This window comes from Tardiphaga sp. (assembly GCF_028290785.1).
Classification (GTDB): domain Bacteria; phylum Pseudomonadota; class Alphaproteobacteria; order Rhizobiales; family Xanthobacteraceae; genus Tardiphaga.
Genome location: NZ_JAQGJD010000189.1, coordinates 1 through 15,503, shown reverse-complemented (window position 1 = coordinate 15,503; position 15,503 = coordinate 1). Strand labels below are relative to the sequence as shown.

The following is a 15,503-nucleotide window of genomic DNA, read 5'->3' as shown; positions in this document are numbered from 1 at the left end:
GCACCGCTGCCTCGGTGCCGGCGCGGGCGCCGTCCTGCAACGCTTCACCCCGCGTCCATCGCGCTGCGGCGGCGCCGGCGATCTGCATGCCGTTCGGCAGCTCGTCGCACAGGAACGCGGACTTTGCTTCCGACCAGTTGGCCTTGCCGCCGAGATGGGTGGCGATGCCGACGCTCGGCGTCCAGCCGCCGGAGACGCCGAGCGTATCGGCCGCGATGGTGTGCGTCGTGCCGCTGCCATCGATGACGTTGATGGACTTCAGCCGGCGATAGCCGGAGGTGTCGGTGACATGCGCGCGAAGGAATTGCGGGGCATCGCCAGCGAGCTTGCGCACTTCGGGCGAGACGTCCGCACGCGCATCGATCACCGCCGCGATCTCGACACCGGCATTGCGCAAATCCAATGCGCTACGCCAGCCATCGTCCGAGGTGGTGAAGATCGCGATGCGCTTGCCGGCGGTCACACCGAAGCGATGAAGATAGGTCCGCAGCGCCGAGGCCAGCATGATGCCGGGCCGGTCATTGCCGGGAAACACCAGCGGTCGCTCCTGCGCGCCGGCCGCCAGCACGCATTGTCCCGCGACGATCTTCCACAGCCGCTGCCGCGGCATGAATTCAGCCGGCTCGATCAGGTGATCCGACACCCGCTCGATCGCGCCATATTCGCCGTCATAGGCGCCGAACACGGCGGTGCGCCGGAGCATGCGAACATTCGGCAGCGTGCTCAGCTCCGCTTCTGCCAGCGCCGCCCATGACGCCGCGGAGACGCCGTCGATCTGCGCGGTCTCGCCCAGCAAGCGTCCGCCCAGCGCATAATCCTCTTCCGCCACAATGACGCGCGCGCCGGCACGGCCGGCCGCGAGTGCGGCGGCCAGACCGGCGGGGCCCGCGCCGATCACCAGCAGGTCGCAGAACGCGTGCGACTTCTCGTAGCTGTCGGGATCGTCCAGGCCACTCAGCGCGCCCAGGCCCGCGGAGGCGCGGATCGCGGGCTCGTAGAATTTTTCCCAGAAGGAAGCCGGCCACATAAAAGTCTTGTAATAGAAGCCGGCATTGAGCAGCGGCCCGGCGAGCTGGTGCACGGCGCGGAGGTCGAAGTTCGGCGACGGCCAGCAGTTCTGGCTCGACGCCTCGAGCCCGTCGAACAGTTCGACGGTGGTGGCCTTGGTGTTGGGCTCGGCGCGGGCACCGGAGCGCAACGTCACCAGCGCATTCGGCTCTTCCGGTCCGGCCGAGAAAATGCCGCGCGGCCGGTGATATTTGAACGACCGCCCGACCAGCATGATGTCATTGGCCAGCAGCGCAGAAGCCAGCGTGTCGCCGGCATAGCCGCGGTAGCTGGTGCCATCGAACGAGAATCCGATCGGCTGCGATCGATCGACCAGTCCGCCGGAAGCGAGGCGTCGCGGCTGGGTCATGACGCTTCCTTGTGCGCCATCTCGGCGCCGACGATCTCATGCGTGCTGACGTTGCGCGTCACCGTCAGCCAGGCGTGGCATCCCGCGGAATGATACCAGTGCTCGCGATGCACGCCCGTCGGATTGTCGCGCAGATAGACGTAGTCATGCATCGCCGCGTCGCCCGGCGCCGGCCGCGTCAGCGTGGCGTCGCCGTGGTAGGCGAATTCGGTGATGTCGCGGGGGCCGCAGAAGGGGCAGGGGATGCGCATGTCGGCTCAGTGCAGGTTGGGTTGGGCGCCCTGGCCCTTTTCGTCGAGGATGGCACCGGTGCGGAAGCGGTCGAAGCGCAGTGCGGTGGCGGCGGGATGCGGCGCGTCCTTGGCCAGCAGGTGGGCAAAGACGAAGCCCGAGCCCGGCGTCGCCTTGAAGCCGCCGTAGCACCAGCCGGCATTGAGATAGAGTCCGTCGATATCGGTGCGGTCGATGATCGGCGAGCCATCCATCGACATATCGACCAGGCCGCCCCAGTTGCGCAGCATCCGGGCGCGGCCGATCGACGGCATCAGCGCCATGCCGCCCTCGCAGACGTCCTCGACCACAGGCATATTGCCGCGCTGGGCGTAGGAGTTGTAGCCGTCGATATCGCCGCCGAACACCAGCCCGCCCTTGTCGGACTGGCTGATATAAAAATGCCCGGCACCGAAGGTGATGACGCCGGGAATCACCGGCTTCAGCCCTTCGGAGACGAAGGCCTGCAGCACGTGGCTTTCGATCGGCAGCCGCAGCCCGGCTAAGGCTGCGACGCGCGAACTGGAGCCGGCGACCGCGAGCCCGACCTTCCCCGCGCGAATCTTTCCGCGCGTCGTGGTCACGCCGGTGACGCGGCCGCCGACGATATCGATCCCGGTCACCTCGCAATTCTGGATCACATCGACGCCGCGCTCGGAGGCGCCGCGCGCAAAGCCCCAGGCCACGGCGTCGTGGCGCACGGTGCCGCCGCGTCTCTGCAGCAGGCCGCCCTGAATGGGAAACCGCGCCGCATCAAAATTCAGGAACGGATACAGCTTCTTGACGCCGTCGCGGTCGAGCAGTTCGGCATCGGCGCCGTTCAGCAGCATCATGTTGCCGCGCCTGGCATAGGCGTCGCGCTGGCCGTCGGAATGAAACAGGTTGAGCACGCCGCGCTGGCTCACCATGGCGTTGTAGTTGAAGTCCTGCTCAAGCCGTTCCCACAGCTTCAGCGAGAACTCGTACAGCGCGATGTTGCCCGACAGCAAATAATTGGAGCGGATGATGGTGGTGTTGCGGCCGACATTGCCTGACCCGATCCAGCTCTTTTCCAGCACGGCGATGTTGTTCAGCCCGTACTCCTTGGCGAGATAATACGCCGTCGCCAGCCCGTGCCCGCCACCGCCGACGATGACGATGTCGTACTCGTCCTTCGGCGCGGCGTCGCGCCATTGCGGCTTCCAGCCCTTGTGGCCGGACAGGGTCTGCGTGATCAGGGAGGTCAGCGAATAGCGCATCTGAGAATCCAGCGGCAATCGAGCGTCCAGTGTGGCGCAAGCCGGGTGCCGGCACTAGTCCATATGCGACATGGAATGGTCGATCGGCGACATGACCGCGCGGCTAGGGTCGTGCGAACCAGAAGCCGCCGACCACCAGGATGACCGCCAGCCCGACAATGATGCCGAGCACCGCGGCGGTGATGGCGAGCAGGCCGTGCGCTTCGAGCCATCCGCGTAAGGCTTTTTCCATGGTCGTCGAACTTCCCGCTAAATTGAATGTTGTTGGTCGCCCGCGCAGCGTATCAAGCCGCCGTCGAGCCGTCCCGCCTCGTCTGCATTATCTGGAGATCATCATGGACCCTCTGTACACCCAGGGCATCGCCATGCCCAAGCTCGGCCTCGGTACTTTTCGCCTGCAGGGCGACGCCTGCCGCGCGGCGGTGGAAAGCGCGCTCGGCCTCGGCTACCGGCACATCGACACCGCGGAGATGTATGGCAACGAGGACGGCGTCGGGGCCGGCATCAAGGAATCCGGCATCGCCCGCGGCGAGTTGCACGTCACGACAAAGGTCTGGCACGAGCACCTGGCGCCGGACGCGATCCGGCGCGCCTTCGATGCCAGCCTTCAGAAGCTGCAGCTCGACCACGTCGATCTCTATCTGGTGCACTGGCCGTCGAAGGGCATGGACCTGCCCGCCATGTTCGACACGCTGACGAAGCTGAAGGACGAAGGCCGCACCCGCGCCATCGGCGTCGCCAATTTCACGGTGCCGCTGCTGAAAAAGGTGGTGGAAGAGATCGGCGCGCCGATTGCCTGCAACCAGGTCGAATACCATGTGCTGCTCGACCAGATCCAGGTGCTAACCTATCTGCGCAACAAGGGCATTCCGCTGGTGGCCTATTGCCCGCTCGCGCAGGGCAAGATCGTCGACAACGCGGTGCTGCAGAAGATCGGCGCGAAGCATGGCGCCAGCGCGGCGCAGGTGGCGCTGAAATGGCTGCTCGACCAGGACGGCGTCGGCGCGATTCCGAAGGCGTCGCGGCAGGAAAGCCAGCACGCCAATCTCGATGCGCTGAAGGTGAAGCTGGACGACGACGACCGGGCGGCGATCGCGTCGCTGCCGAAGGACCAGCGGCTGGTGAATCCCGCAGCGTTCGCACCGGACTGGGACTGAGGGCTGCGAATCCCCGACACCTCGGCCGTCATTGCGAGGAGCGAAGCGACGCGGCAATCCAGAGGCCACAAGCGCGGAAAGAGCTGGATTGCTTCGTCGCAAGGGCTCCTCGCAATGACGTGGAGGGGGCGGTGCCTGACTATCCCTCACTTGTGCGAATGCGGCTTCTTCTTCGCGCCGGTCTTCGCCTCGATTTTCTTCGCCGTCGGCATCATGACCACCCTTCCATACTTCACGCCCCGCTCTGCGATGATGTGATCGGCGAAATGCTGCACGTCGTTGCCCTGTCCGCGCAGCGCGGTGACTTCCATGCAGTTGTCGTCGTCGAGATGCACGTGCAGCGTCGCCAGCGACAGGTCGTGGTGGTGATGGTAGGTATCGACCAGCCGGCGCGACAGGTCGCGCGCAGCGTGGTCGTAGACATAGACCAGCGCGGCGACGCATTCGCCGCTCCGGTCCTTTTCCTGGCCCTTGTCCTGCATTGCCTGCTGCATGCCGGCGCGGGCGAAATCGCGGATCGCCTCGGAGCGGTTCTGATAGCCGTGCTCGGCGATCATGGCGTCCAGCTGCTCCATCAGGTCGTCGTCGAGCGTGATCGTGATGCGCTGCATGGCCCCTCAAAAAGTATGATGAATCTTTGACAACGTCATACTCGCTGTGTCAATTTGCCGATGTTGAAATCAGCATAGCCCATCGGCGCGTCGATGCATCGCTCCTCCTTTCCCTCAGCCGGGCTCGCGCTCGTTGTCTCGATCATGGCCATGGCGGAGTGTCACGCGCAAACCGCAACAACGCTGTCCCCCGTCGAGGTGCTGGCGCCGGAACGCCGCGCGGCGCGACCCAGCCAGCCGCGCACGGGAACGGAGAGCAGTCGCCGGACCACGCGCCGGGTTGCCGCACCCGTGGCGAGCAATGTCGGTAGCGGCAGCACTCCTGCTCCCAGCACGACGCAGGCGCCCGCCACCTCTGCCAGCGAAAAGACCGTCAGCGGCGCTGACGTCAACGCCCGGCCGTTGTCGCGGCCGGCGGAGGCGCTCGAAGTGGTGCCCGGCCTGATCGTCACCCAGCACTCCGGCGACGGCAAGGCTAACCAGTATTTTCTGCGCGGATTCAATCTGGACCACGGCACTGATCTCGCCATCTCGCTCGACGGCATGCCCGTCAACATGCGCACCCATGCCCATGGCCAGGGCTATGCCGATCTCAACTTCCTGATCCCGGAACTGATCGGTTCGGTTGATATCCGCAAGGGTCCGTATTTCGCCGACGAGGGCGATTTTTCCTCGGTCGGCGCGCTTCACATCAGCCTGCTCGACAGCGTCGCGAAGACGATGGCGTCGATCACCGCCGGCAGTTTCGGCTATCGCCGCGGTTTTGGCGTTACCTCCGCAAGGCTCGGCGAGGGCACGCTGCTGGTCGCCGCCGAGGCGCAGGGCTACAACGGCCCATGGGATAATCCCGACGAATTGCGCAAGCTGAATGGCGTGATGCGCTACAGCCAGGGCACCGCGACCGATGGCTTCTCGCTCACCGCCATGGCCTATGCCAACCGCTGGAATTCAACCGACCAGATCCCGGCGCGCGCCATCGCCTCGGGCGAGATCGGCCGCTTTGGTGCGCTCGATCCCAGCGACGGCGGCAATTCCGATCGCTTCTCGCTGTCCGGAAACTGGGCGCAGAGCGACGCGCACGGAATCTCGAAAGCGAATTTTTACGTCATCAAGAGCTCGCTCAATCTGTGGAACAATTTCACCTACTTCCTGAGCAATCCCGCCGACGGCGATCAATTCCACCAGCATGACGACCGCGTGCTGTCAGGCATCAACGCCTCGCATACGTTCAACACGACCATCGCCGGCTTTCGCAGCGAGACCGAGGTCGGCGTGCAGACCCGCTACGACGATATCAGGCTCGATCTGAACAACAGCGTGCGGCGCGCGTTCGTGTCGCCGATCCGCTCCGACGCGGTGAAAGAGGGCAGTGTCGGCGTGTTCATGCAGAATACGATATTCTGGAGCGACTGGCTGCGCACCTCGGCCGGCTGGCGCGGCGACTATTATGACACTTCCGTGCAGTCATATTTCACGCCGGCCAATTCCGGCCATGCCAATGCCTTCATCAGCAGCCCGAAGTTGGGCCTGGTGCTCGGTCCGTTTGCGAAGACCGAGCTGTTTCTCAACGCCGGCGAGGGCTTTCACAGCAACGATGCCCGCGGCGTCACCATCAGCGAGTCGCCGGTCGATGGCTCGGCGGTGCAGCGCTCGCCGTTTCTGGTGAAGACCAAAGGCGCCGAAATCGGCCTGCGCAGCAAACTCGTTCCCGCCCTGACCAGTTCGGTCGCATTCTTCATGCTGGATTCCGCGTCCGAAATCCTGTTCGTCGGCGATGCCGGCGACACCGAGGCCAGCCGTCCCAGCCGCCGCGTCGGCATCGAGTGGACCAACGACTATCGGCCGTTGCCGTGGCTCTCGCTCGAAGGCGATCTCGCCATCACCCGCGCGCGTTTCCGCGGCGACAATGCGGATCAGGCCGCAGCCTATCAGGAGCTCGCCGGTTTCCCCGCGGCACAGCCCGGCAACGCGCCGGGCAATCTCATTCCCGGCGCCCCCAACCTGATCGCCACCGCCGGCATAAGGCTTGGCGAGGCCACCGGCTGGTTCGGCGCCTTGCGCTATCGCTATTTCGGCCCGCGCCCGCTCACCGAGGACGGCGCCTTCGTGTCGCCAGCCACCGGACTGCTGAATGGCCAGCTCGGCTATCGCTTTGCCAACGGCTGGCGCATCCAGCTCGATGGCTTCAACCTGCTCGACAGCCAATCGGACCAGATCACCTACGCATATGGATTGCTGCTGAAATCGGACTCGCTGTTCGCCCTATGCTTCCCGGCTTCGGGCGCCCCCACCGCGCCGAGCGCGGTATGCCAGACTGGCGTGATGGACCGCGTGCTACACCCGGTCGAGCCGCTGGCGCTGCGCATCACGGTGGCGGGACAGTTTTGATGTTTCTACCCTCCCCCTCCAGGGGAGGGTGAAGGCAAACGCGTTTGCAGCGCAGCTTGCGCAATTGCGGCGGCCGGACCATCATCTTCCCAACAAGAAAATGCTGGGAGAGTTCGATGTCCAAACTGTCGCGCCGCGATTTTCTCGCGCTATCGGGCTCAGGCGTCGCCGCCGTGTCCGGCCTCGCGCCGGCGCGGGCCGCGATGGGGCCCACTGACAAGTTCGATCTGGTGATCAAGGGCGGCGACGTGCTCGATCCCAGCCAGTCGCTGCGCGGCAAGCGGGATATCGGAATTCGCTGGGGCGTCGTCGAAGCCATCGAAGCGGATATCCCGGCCGCGCGGACGCTGAAGAGCATCGACGCCTCCGGCAAGCTCGTCACGCCCGGGCTGATCGATCTGCATTGCCACGTCTATCCCTACGGCTCGGCGATCGGCATTCCCGCCGACGAACTGGTGCAGCACCAGTGCACCACGACGGTGGTCTCGGCCGGCGACGCCGGCGTCAACAACCTTGCGGCGCTGCGCCGCTATATCGTGGCGCAGTCGCGCTCGCGGATCTACGCCTTCGTGCATATCGCCAATAACGGCCTGTCGGCATTCCCCGTCGCCGAGCTGTACAATATCGACAATGCACAGGTCGAAGCCTGCGCCATGGCGCTGGCAGAAAATCCAGACTTCCTGATCGGCGTGAAGGTGCGGATGTCGGAGAACGTGATCTTCAAGCACGGCATCGAGCCGCTGAAGCGCGCGATCCAGGCCTGCGAGATGTGCGGCTGGCCGGCGCGGATGATGGTGCATATCGGCGGCGTCGAATCGACCGAGCTGATGTCGAACATCCTTGACCTGCTGCGCCCCGGCGATGTCCTCACCCATGCCTATTCCGGCGCGCCGAACATGGCCGGCGCCTTCACCAACATCGTCAAGGACGGCAAGCTGTTGCCCGCGGCGCTGGCCGCCAAGCAGCGCGGCGTGCTGTTCGACGTCGGCCATGGCGGCGGCAGTTTCGATTTCACCGTCGCCGAAGCGGCGATCCCGCAGGGCTGCCCGCCCGACACCATCTCGTCGGACATCCACGTGTTCTCCGGCAATACGCCGGGCATGCCCTATCTGCCGTGGGTGATGAGCAAGTTCCTGACGCTCGGCTACTCGCTGGAGCAGGTGGTGACCATGGCGACGACCGCGCCGGCAGGGATCATCGGCCGCGCGCCGAACCTCGGCACGCTGAAGATCGGCGCGCCTGCCGATATCGCCATCATGGAGCTGGTCGAGGGGCCGGTGTCGTTCCTCGACACCCGCAACAACAAGCGCGACGGCACGGCGTTTCTCAAGCCGGTGCAGACGGTGATCAACGGCGTGCCGTTCGGCCGGCCGTACCAGTCGCCGTTCGCGGTGAGGTAGTCGTTAAACCGAAGCCATATTTGTCAACATGGGGGGCATCATGCATACACGCGTCAGCTTGAATCCAGTCTCGTTCATCGCCGCCTTTTGGGTCGCAGCAGGGGTTTTCATGTCATCGGCCAGTGCCGCCAGTTTCGTCTATGTCGGCAATTCCGACAGCCAGGATATCAGCGTTTTTGAACTGAAGCCGGGCGGCGATCTGACGCCGGTGGAGACCGTAGCGGTGCCGGGTCCGGCGAAGCCCGGTGGCTCGCTGCCGCTGGCGGTCAGCCCGGAGAAGCACCGGCTCTATGCCGGCCTGCGCAACGAGCCCTTTACGGCGGTTACCTTCGACATCGACGCCAAAACCGGCAAGCTTAAGCTGGTCGGGCCGGGGCCGCTGGCGGATTCCATGGCCTATCTGGCGATCGACCGCACCGGCCGCTTCCTGATCGGTGCGTCCTACGGCGGCCACAAGGTCGCGGTTCATCCGATCGGCCCCGATGGCGTGACCGCGCCGGCGCAGCAGGTGGTCGCCACCGAACCGAACGCGCATTGCGTCGTGTTCGATCCCAGCAACCGCTATGTGCTGCACACCAGCCTCGGCGGCGACAAGATCTATCAGCAGAAGTTCGACGCCACCAAAGGCACGCTGTCGCCGAACGAACCGCCGACCGTCAGCGTCAAGGCGAAAGGCGGCCCGCGCCATCTGGTGTTCTCGCCGGACAAGCAGTTCGTCTATCTGCTCAACGAGCTCGACGCCGCGATCTACGTATTTCCGTGGGATGCCGCGACCGGTACGCTGAAGCAGGAAACCCAGGTCGCCAGTGCCTTGCCGAAGGGCTTTGACGGCAAGCCGTGGGCGGCGGACATCCACCTCACGCCGGACGGCAAATTCCTCTACGCCTCGGAACGGACGACGAGCACGCTGGCGGCGTTCTCGGTCGATCCGAACACCGGCGCGTTGACGCCGATCGACTCCTATCCCACCGAAAAACAGCCGCGCGGCTTCAGTATCGATTCCTCCGGCCGCACCTTGCTGGCGGTCGGCCAGCTCTCCAACAGCATGACCAGCTACGCCATCGACAAGACGACCGGCAAGCTGACCATGCTCAAGCAATACCCGACCGGCAAGAACCCGAACTGGGTCGAGATCGTCGATTTGCCGTAGCGATAGCCGTCATTGCGAGGAGCCTCTTGGCGACGAAGCAATCCAGTCTTTCTGCGCGTGAGGCTTCTGGATTGCTTCGCTCGCGAAAGTCGCCTTCGGCGATTTTCGCGGGCTCGCAATGACGGGGAGGGGCCGTGCGCTCCAGGCGCGGAGCAGCGCCAGAGTGCCGCTCAAGGTCTGGAACAATAGAAAGGGCGGCGGCGATATTGGTCGTTCTCGCCTCATACTTGTGCGCATTTACCGCTTTGCCCTCATGGCCCGCGCCCTTAGAGTGCCGCCCACACCGACAACTGGCTGGGCATGCACGATCTTATTCGCGATATCACGTTGTGTATCCTGTTTGCGTGGGGCATCGGGCTGGCCGCGCATTTCTTCAAGCAGCCGCTGATCCTGGCCTATCTCGTCGCCGGCTTCCTCATCGGCCCGTTCGGCATCGGCCTGGTCAAGTCGGACGAATCGATCAGCACCATCTCCGAACTCGGCCTGATCTTCATGCTGTTCATGATCGGGCTGGAGATCGACCTCAAGAAGATCATCCGCGCCGGCCGCGTCATTCTGTTCGCCGCCGGCGGGCAGTTGATCGGCGGCTGCGTGCTTGGCGCGCTTTTCTTCGTGGCCATCGGCCTGCCGCTGTCCGGCGGTCATTTCGACGCGCTGTACCTGTGCATCGCCTGCGCGCTGTCCTCCACCGTGGTCATCGTCAAGGTGTTGTACGAGAAGCGTGAGCTCGACACGCTGCCCGGCCGCATCACGCTGGGCATCCTGGTGCTGCAGGACATTTTCGCGATCCTGTTTCTGGCGGTGCAACCGAGCCTCGCCGACCTGCAGGTCACCGTCATCGTGCTCTCGATCGGCCGCGTCGGCGTGCTGGTGGCGACCGCGCTGATCCTCAGTCGCTACATCCTGCCGCACCTATTCCATCAGATCGCGCGGCGCCCGGAACTGGTGCTGCTCGGCGCGCTGGCCTGGTGCTTCCTGATCGGCGAAATCGCCGAACGGCTGCACCTGTCGCGCGAGATGGGCTCGCTGGTGGCCGGCGTGTCGCTGTCGACGTTCCCCTATGCGCTGGACGTCACCGCCAAGGTGACGACGCTGCGCGACTTCTTCATCACGCTGTTCTTCGTCGCCGTGGGCATGACGATTCCGATTCCCAACCTGTCAGTGATCGGGCTGTCGCTGATCATCGCCGTGTTTACCGTGGCGAGCCGCGTCCTCACCACCTTCGCGCCGCTGTACCTGATGAAGCAGGGGCTGCGCGCCAGCATGCTGCCGGCGCTGAATCTGGCGCAGATCAGCGAATTCTCGCTGGTGGTGCTGCAGACCGGCATCGCTGCCGGCCACATCACCACGCAGACCTCCAGCGCGACGTCGTTCGCCTTTGTCATTCTTGCGGTGCTGTCCACCTTCGCGATGACGCGCAGCGACCAGATCACCCGGGCGCTGATCGGCCCCCTGAAGCGGATCGGGTTGCGCGATCTCGACCACGGCCAGCCGCAGGGCGGCCACGAGGCCGGCCAGGACGCCGCACATGGCGACGCCCGCCGCATCGTCATTCTCGGCTTCTACCGTGCCGCCTCCGCACTGCTCAGCGAGATCGAGCGCCAGAACAAGTCGCTGCTCGACCAGATCAGCGTGGTGGATTTCAACCCCAACGTGTTCCGCACCCTGGTCGAGCGCGGTCAGCACGTGATCTACGGCGATATCAGCAATGTCGACACCCTGACCCATGCCGGGGTCGGCAAGGCGGAAATCATCATCCTCAGCGTGCCGGATTCGCTGCTCAAGGGCGCCAATAACGAGAAGCTGGTGCGCCACGTCCGCTCGATCAATCCGACCGCGAAGATCATCTCGACCGCGGACATGCTGGCGGATGTGCCCGACATCTACGCCGCCGGGGCCGATTACGTCACCGTGACCCGCCTCAGCGACGCCCACGCGCTATACGAGGTGATCGACGCCGCCGACCAGGGCCTGCTCGACGCCAAGCGCGCCGAACTGGACGCGCAACTCGCCGAACGCCGCGAAGTGCTGCCGTAGGGGTGGAGCGATGGCCTTGCCGCGAGGGACTCTTCCCTCTCCCCTTGTGGGAGAGGGTGGCGCGGACGAAGTCCGCGACGGATGAGGGGTGTCTGGGCGATTGCCGTTCGTGGCTACCCCTCACCCGTCCGCGCTGGCGCGCGGCCACCCTCTCCCACCCAGCGAAGCTTGGCTTCGCGCGGGGGAGAGGGAAGAAGAGGCTCCGTTCGCGCCTATTCACCGACCATCGCACACGCCGAACCCGCATACCCCCATCCGGAACCGCGGGTTGCGTCCCCGGGCGCTCTGCGCCATATGGTCGTCACCTGTCCCGAGAGTGCGCGCCATGGCCGATCCGATCCCCGAAGTCCTGCAAGCCTTCGCCGCTGGCGAAATGGTGGTGGTGACCGATGACGACGACCGCGAGGGCGAGGGCGACCTGATTGTCGCGGCGTCGTTCTGTACCGCCGAGAAGATGGCGTTCATCATCCGCCACACCTCTGGCATCGTCTGCGCGCCGATCACCGTCGAGGACGCGCGCCGCTTCCGGCTCGATCCGATGGTCACCAACAACGATTCCAACCACACCACCGCCTTTACCGTCTCGATCGACTACAAGCCCGACGGCGGCACCGGCATCTCCGCCGATGAGCGCGCCTCGTGCTGCCGCGCGCTGGCCAATCCCAATGCCGGCGCCAACGATTTCGCGCGTCCCGGCCATATCTTCCCGCTGATCGCACGCGAAGGCGGCGTGTTGATGCGCTCCGGCCATACCGAGGCCGCGGTCGATCTGTGCAAGCTCGCCAACCTCGCGCCGGTCGGCGTCATCAGCGAGCTGATGAACGACGATGGCACCGTGATGAAGGGCGAGCAGGTCGTCAGCTTCGCGGCGAAGCACAAGCTCAAGCACGTCACCATCGCCGACATGATCGCCTACCGCCAGGCGCGCGAAAAGCTGATCGAGCGCGTTTCCAGCTTCACCACCGAGAGCCCGATCGGGCCGCTGCAGGGCTATTCCTACCGCTCGCCGTTCGATCCGATCCACCACGTCGCCTTCGTTTACGGCAATGTCGGCGACGGCAAGAACGTGCTGACCCGGTTCCACAAGCCGAACATCGTCAAGGACATCTTCTTCGGCCCGAAGAACATGCAGAGCGTGCTGGAGCACTTCAAGAAGGCCGGCAGCGGCGTTCTGGTCTATCTGCGTGACGGCGCCGCCGGAGTTCCCGTGGCGCCGATCGACGCGCCGAAATCGGCGGAAGCCGATCGCAACCGGCAATGGCGCGAAATCGGCGTCGGCGCGCAGATCCTGCGCGACCTCGGCGTCACCTCGATCCGCCATCTCACCTCGTCGGCCCATGACTACAAGGGCCTGTCCGGCTTCGGCATCGAGATCGCCTGCAACGAACAGCTTGATGGCGATACGTCAAAGACTTAAACTCCAGCCTCTGGCATGCCGCGTATTCCGCAAAAGTGGCTACCGGTTTTGCGATAGGAATACGCGTCACTTAAAATTGCCAAAAGCAATAATCTGAAAGGGATTTCGATGAGCGTTGCCCCCAAGGCCAAGGACAGACCGGCCGCCGCGACGAGTTTTCAGTGGGACGACGCGTTCCTGCTCGATGACCAGCTCACCGAAGACGAGCGCATGATCCGCGACACCGCGCGCGCTTATGCCCAGGACAAGCTGCTGCCGCGCGTTTCGGATGCCTATCTCAACGAGCACACCGACCGCGAGATCTTCAACGAGATGGGCGAGCTCGGCCTGATCGGCATCACGCTGCCGGAAGAATATGGCTGCGCCAACGCCAGCTACGTCGCCTACGGCCTCGTGGCCCGTGAGATCGAGCGCGTCGATTCCGGCTATCGCTCGATGAACTCGGTGCAGTCGTCGCTGGTGATGTATCCGATCTACGCCTACGGCGACGAGAACCAGCGCAAGAAGTACCTGCCCAAGCTCGCGTCAGGCGAGTGGGTTGGCTGCTTCGGCCTCACCGAGCCCGATGCCGGCTCCGATCCCGGCGGCATGAAGACCCGCGCCGAGAAGTGCGCCGACGGCTACCGCATCACCGGTTCCAAGATGTGGATCTCCAACGCCCCGATCGCCGACGTGTTCGTGGTGTGGGCGAAGTCCGCCGAGCACAACAACCAGATCCGCGGCTTCATTCTCGAGAAGGGCATGAAGGGCCTCTCCGCACCGAAGATCGGCGGCAAGCTGAGCTTGCGCGCCTCGATCACCGGCGAGATCGTGATGGACGGCGTGGTGGTCGGTGAAGAAGCCTTGCTGCCCAATGTGTCCGGCCTGAAGGGCCCGTTCGGCTGCCTCAACCGCGCCCGCTACGGCATCTCCTGGGGCGTGCTCGGCGCCGCCGAGGACTGCATGGCGCGCGCGCGCCAGTACACGCTGGACCGCAAGCAGTTCAACCGTCCGCTCGCCGCCACGCAATTGGTGCAGAAGAAGCTCGCCGACATGCTGACCGAGATCACGCTCGGCCTGCAGGGTAGCTTGCGCGTCGGCCGCCTGATGGACGAAGGCAATTTCCACCCGGACATGATCTCGGTCATGAAGCGCAACAATTGCGGCAAGGCGCTGGACATCGCCCGCGTTGCCCGCGACATGCATGGCGGCAACGGCATCCAGGTCGAATACCACGTGATGCGCCACGCCCAGAACCTCGAGACGGTCAACACCTACGAGGGCACCCACGACGTCCACGCGCTGATCCTCGGCCGCGCCATCACCGGCATCCAGGCGTTCGGGTAGACGCTGCTACAACACTCGTCATTCCGGGGCACGGCCGGCTCTTGCCGGACGTGAACCCGGAATCCCGAGATGGCTTGACGTTGTAGGCACACTCCCATGTCGAGATTCCGGGTTCGCGATCGCCTAACGGCGCTCGCGCCCCGGAATGACGAGTAGATCGTAGTAGATCGTAGGATGGGTTGAGCTCTTGCGAAACCCATCACCCTCAGCCGATGGGTTTCGCTGCGCTCAACCCATCCTACGCACGCCGCCGGCAACCGAGATCCCCCACATGAGCGCCAACGACGACGTTCCGTTCAATCGCGATTATCCGCTCAAGCCCGGCGTCGTCGATCAGGTACGCCCCGGCGTGCGCCGCATCCTGTGCGACAATCCTTCGCCGTTCACTTTTTCCGGCACCAACAGCTACATTGTCGGTGAAGGCCGCGTCGCCATCATCGATCCCGGCCCGCGCAACGAAGCCCACATCCAGGCGCTGCTCGATGCGGTGAAGGGCGAGACCGTCACCCACATCATCGTCACCCACACCCATAACGACCATTCGCCGAACACCGCAGCGCTCAAGGCGGCAACCGGTGCCACGGTCTATGCCGAAGGCCCGCACCGTGCCTCGCGGCCGCGCTACGAGAGCGAGCAGCACTCGCCGGAATCCGGCGCCGACCGCGATTTTGTGCCCGATGTTCTGGTCGCCGATGGCGAGACCATCGAAGGCGATGGCTGGGCGCTCGAGGGCGTTGCCACGCCGGGCCACACCGCCAACCACATGGCCTTCGCCTGGCGCGAGAAGAACTATCTGTTCGTCGCCGATCACGTGATGGGCTGGTCGACGTCGATCGTGGCGCCGCCGGACGGTTCGATGGTCGATTACATGGCCTCGCTGGAAAAGCTCGCCGCGCGCCCGGAGAATCTGTATTTTCCCGGCCACGGCCCGGAAATTCCCGACGCGCCAAAATATGTCCGCTTCCTGATCCGTCATCGCAAGGCTCGCGAAGCCTCGATCCTGCACCGCCTCGCCAAGGGCGAAGCGGATATCCCGACTTTGGTGCGCGCGATCTATATCGGCATCGACCCGCGGCTCACGGGTGCGGCCGG

The 15,503-nt window shown here is 64.8% G+C and carries 13 protein-coding genes; 8 read left to right on the top strand and 5 right to left on the bottom strand.

The features are described from left to right. The 4 genes from JWR89_RS10960 to JWR89_RS10945 form a co-directional block, all read right to left on the bottom strand. Nucleotides 1–1,417, bottom strand: a 1,417-nt coding sequence (locus JWR89_RS10960; protein ID WP_299715587.1) for a 2Fe-2S iron-sulfur cluster-binding protein, incomplete at its 3' end; no start/stop codon positions are given. Beyond that, a complete protein-coding gene (locus tag JWR89_RS10955) occupies nucleotides 1,414–1,668 on the bottom strand; it encodes a sarcosine oxidase subunit delta (RefSeq protein ID WP_299715584.1) in 255 nt (84 codons plus the stop codon). The genes JWR89_RS10960 and JWR89_RS10955, both read right to left, overlap by 4 nt. A gap of 6 nt (nucleotides 1,669–1,674) precedes the next feature. Beyond that, nucleotides 1,675–2,925, bottom strand: a complete 1,251-nt coding sequence (locus JWR89_RS10950; RefSeq protein ID WP_299715580.1) for a sarcosine oxidase subunit beta family protein — start codon at nucleotides 2,923–2,925, stop codon at nucleotides 1,675–1,677. A gap of 103 nt (nucleotides 2,926–3,028) precedes the next feature. Beyond that, nucleotides 3,029–3,157, bottom strand: a complete 129-nt coding sequence (locus tag JWR89_RS10945) for a hypothetical protein (RefSeq protein ID WP_299715576.1) — start codon at nucleotides 3,155–3,157, stop codon at nucleotides 3,029–3,031. A gap of 103 nt (nucleotides 3,158–3,260) precedes the next feature. Between JWR89_RS10945 and JWR89_RS10940 the strand changes: the two genes are divergently transcribed. Continuing rightward, entirely contained in the window at nucleotides 3,261–4,082 is an 822-nt protein-coding gene (locus tag JWR89_RS10940; protein WP_299715573.1) for an aldo/keto reductase, read from the top strand. Between the two features lie 146 nt (nucleotides 4,083–4,228). Here JWR89_RS10940 and nikR read toward each other — a convergent pair whose 3' ends face one another. Further along, complete coding sequence (gene nikR, locus JWR89_RS10935; protein WP_299715572.1) at nucleotides 4,229–4,693, bottom strand: nickel-responsive transcriptional regulator NikR; 465 nt, start codon at nucleotides 4,691–4,693, stop codon at nucleotides 4,229–4,231. Between the two features lie 150 nt (nucleotides 4,694–4,843). Between nikR and JWR89_RS10930 the strand changes: the two genes are divergently transcribed. The 7 genes from JWR89_RS10930 to JWR89_RS10900 form a co-directional block, all read left to right on the top strand. Continuing rightward, on the top strand, nucleotides 4,844–7,081 hold the full coding sequence (locus JWR89_RS10930) for a TonB-dependent receptor (RefSeq protein ID WP_299715570.1): 2,238 nt from the start codon (nucleotides 4,844–4,846) through the stop codon (nucleotides 7,079–7,081). A 116-nt stretch (nucleotides 7,082–7,197) separates the two neighbouring features. Beyond that, nucleotides 7,198–8,481: an amidohydrolase/deacetylase family metallohydrolase gene (locus JWR89_RS10925; protein ID WP_299715568.1), complete on the top strand. Its 1,284-nt coding sequence runs from the start codon at nucleotides 7,198–7,200 to the stop codon at nucleotides 8,479–8,481. Between the two features lie 109 nt (nucleotides 8,482–8,590). Then, nucleotides 8,591–9,631, top strand: coding sequence for a lactonase family protein (locus JWR89_RS10920; protein WP_299715565.1), 1,041 nt, complete (start codon nucleotides 8,591–8,593; stop codon nucleotides 9,629–9,631). A 300-nt stretch (nucleotides 9,632–9,931) separates the two neighbouring features. Beyond that, nucleotides 9,932–11,668, top strand: a complete 1,737-nt coding sequence (locus tag JWR89_RS10915) for a cation:proton antiporter (protein ID WP_299715563.1) — start codon at nucleotides 9,932–9,934, stop codon at nucleotides 11,666–11,668. 325 nt (nucleotides 11,669–11,993) lie between these two features. Then, nucleotides 11,994–13,085, top strand: coding sequence for a 3,4-dihydroxy-2-butanone-4-phosphate synthase (gene ribB / locus JWR89_RS10910; RefSeq protein ID WP_299715561.1), 1,092 nt, complete (start codon nucleotides 11,994–11,996; stop codon nucleotides 13,083–13,085). Nucleotides 13,086–13,193: 108 nt separating this feature from the next. Then, entirely contained in the window at nucleotides 13,194–14,411 is a 1,218-nt protein-coding gene (locus tag JWR89_RS10905; RefSeq protein WP_299715558.1) for an acyl-CoA dehydrogenase, read from the top strand. A 271-nt stretch (nucleotides 14,412–14,682) separates the two neighbouring features. Beyond that, nucleotides 14,683–15,503, top strand: an 821-nt coding sequence (locus JWR89_RS10900) for an MBL fold metallo-hydrolase (RefSeq protein ID WP_299715555.1), incomplete at its 3' end; no start/stop codon positions are given.

What these genes read in the sequence shown, in the direction of transcription:
- JWR89_RS10925 (WP_299715568.1), top strand. Translation starts at nt 7,198, where the DNA reads ATGTCCAAACTGTCGCGCCGCGATTTTCTCGCGCTATCGGGCTCAGGC.
- JWR89_RS10920 (WP_299715565.1), top strand. Translation starts at nt 8,591, where the DNA reads ATGTCATCGGCCAGTGCCGCCAGTTTCGTCTATGTCGGCAATTCCGAC.
- JWR89_RS10905 (WP_299715558.1), top strand. Translation starts at nt 13,194, where the DNA reads ATGAGCGTTGCCCCCAAGGCCAAGGACAGACCGGCCGCCGCGACGAGT.
- JWR89_RS10955 (WP_299715584.1), bottom strand. Translation starts at nt 1,668, where the DNA reads ATGCGCATCCCCTGCCCCTTCTGCGGCCCCCGCGACATCACCGAATTC.
- JWR89_RS10940 (WP_299715573.1), top strand. Translation starts at nt 3,261, where the DNA reads ATGGACCCTCTGTACACCCAGGGCATCGCCATGCCCAAGCTCGGCCTC.
- nikR (WP_299715572.1), bottom strand. Translation starts at nt 4,693, where the DNA reads ATGCAGCGCATCACGATCACGCTCGACGACGACCTGATGGAGCAGCTG.
- JWR89_RS10950 (WP_299715580.1), bottom strand. Translation starts at nt 2,925, where the DNA reads ATGCGCTATTCGCTGACCTCCCTGATCACGCAGACCCTGTCCGGCCAC.
- ribB (WP_299715561.1), top strand. Translation starts at nt 11,994, where the DNA reads ATGGCCGATCCGATCCCCGAAGTCCTGCAAGCCTTCGCCGCTGGCGAA.
- JWR89_RS10945 (WP_299715576.1), bottom strand. Translation starts at nt 3,157, where the DNA reads ATGGAAAAAGCCTTACGCGGATGGCTCGAAGCGCACGGCCTGCTCGCC.
- JWR89_RS10930 (WP_299715570.1), top strand. Translation starts at nt 4,844, where the DNA reads ATGGCGGAGTGTCACGCGCAAACCGCAACAACGCTGTCCCCCGTCGAG.
- JWR89_RS10915 (WP_299715563.1), top strand. Translation starts at nt 9,932, where the DNA reads ATGCACGATCTTATTCGCGATATCACGTTGTGTATCCTGTTTGCGTGG.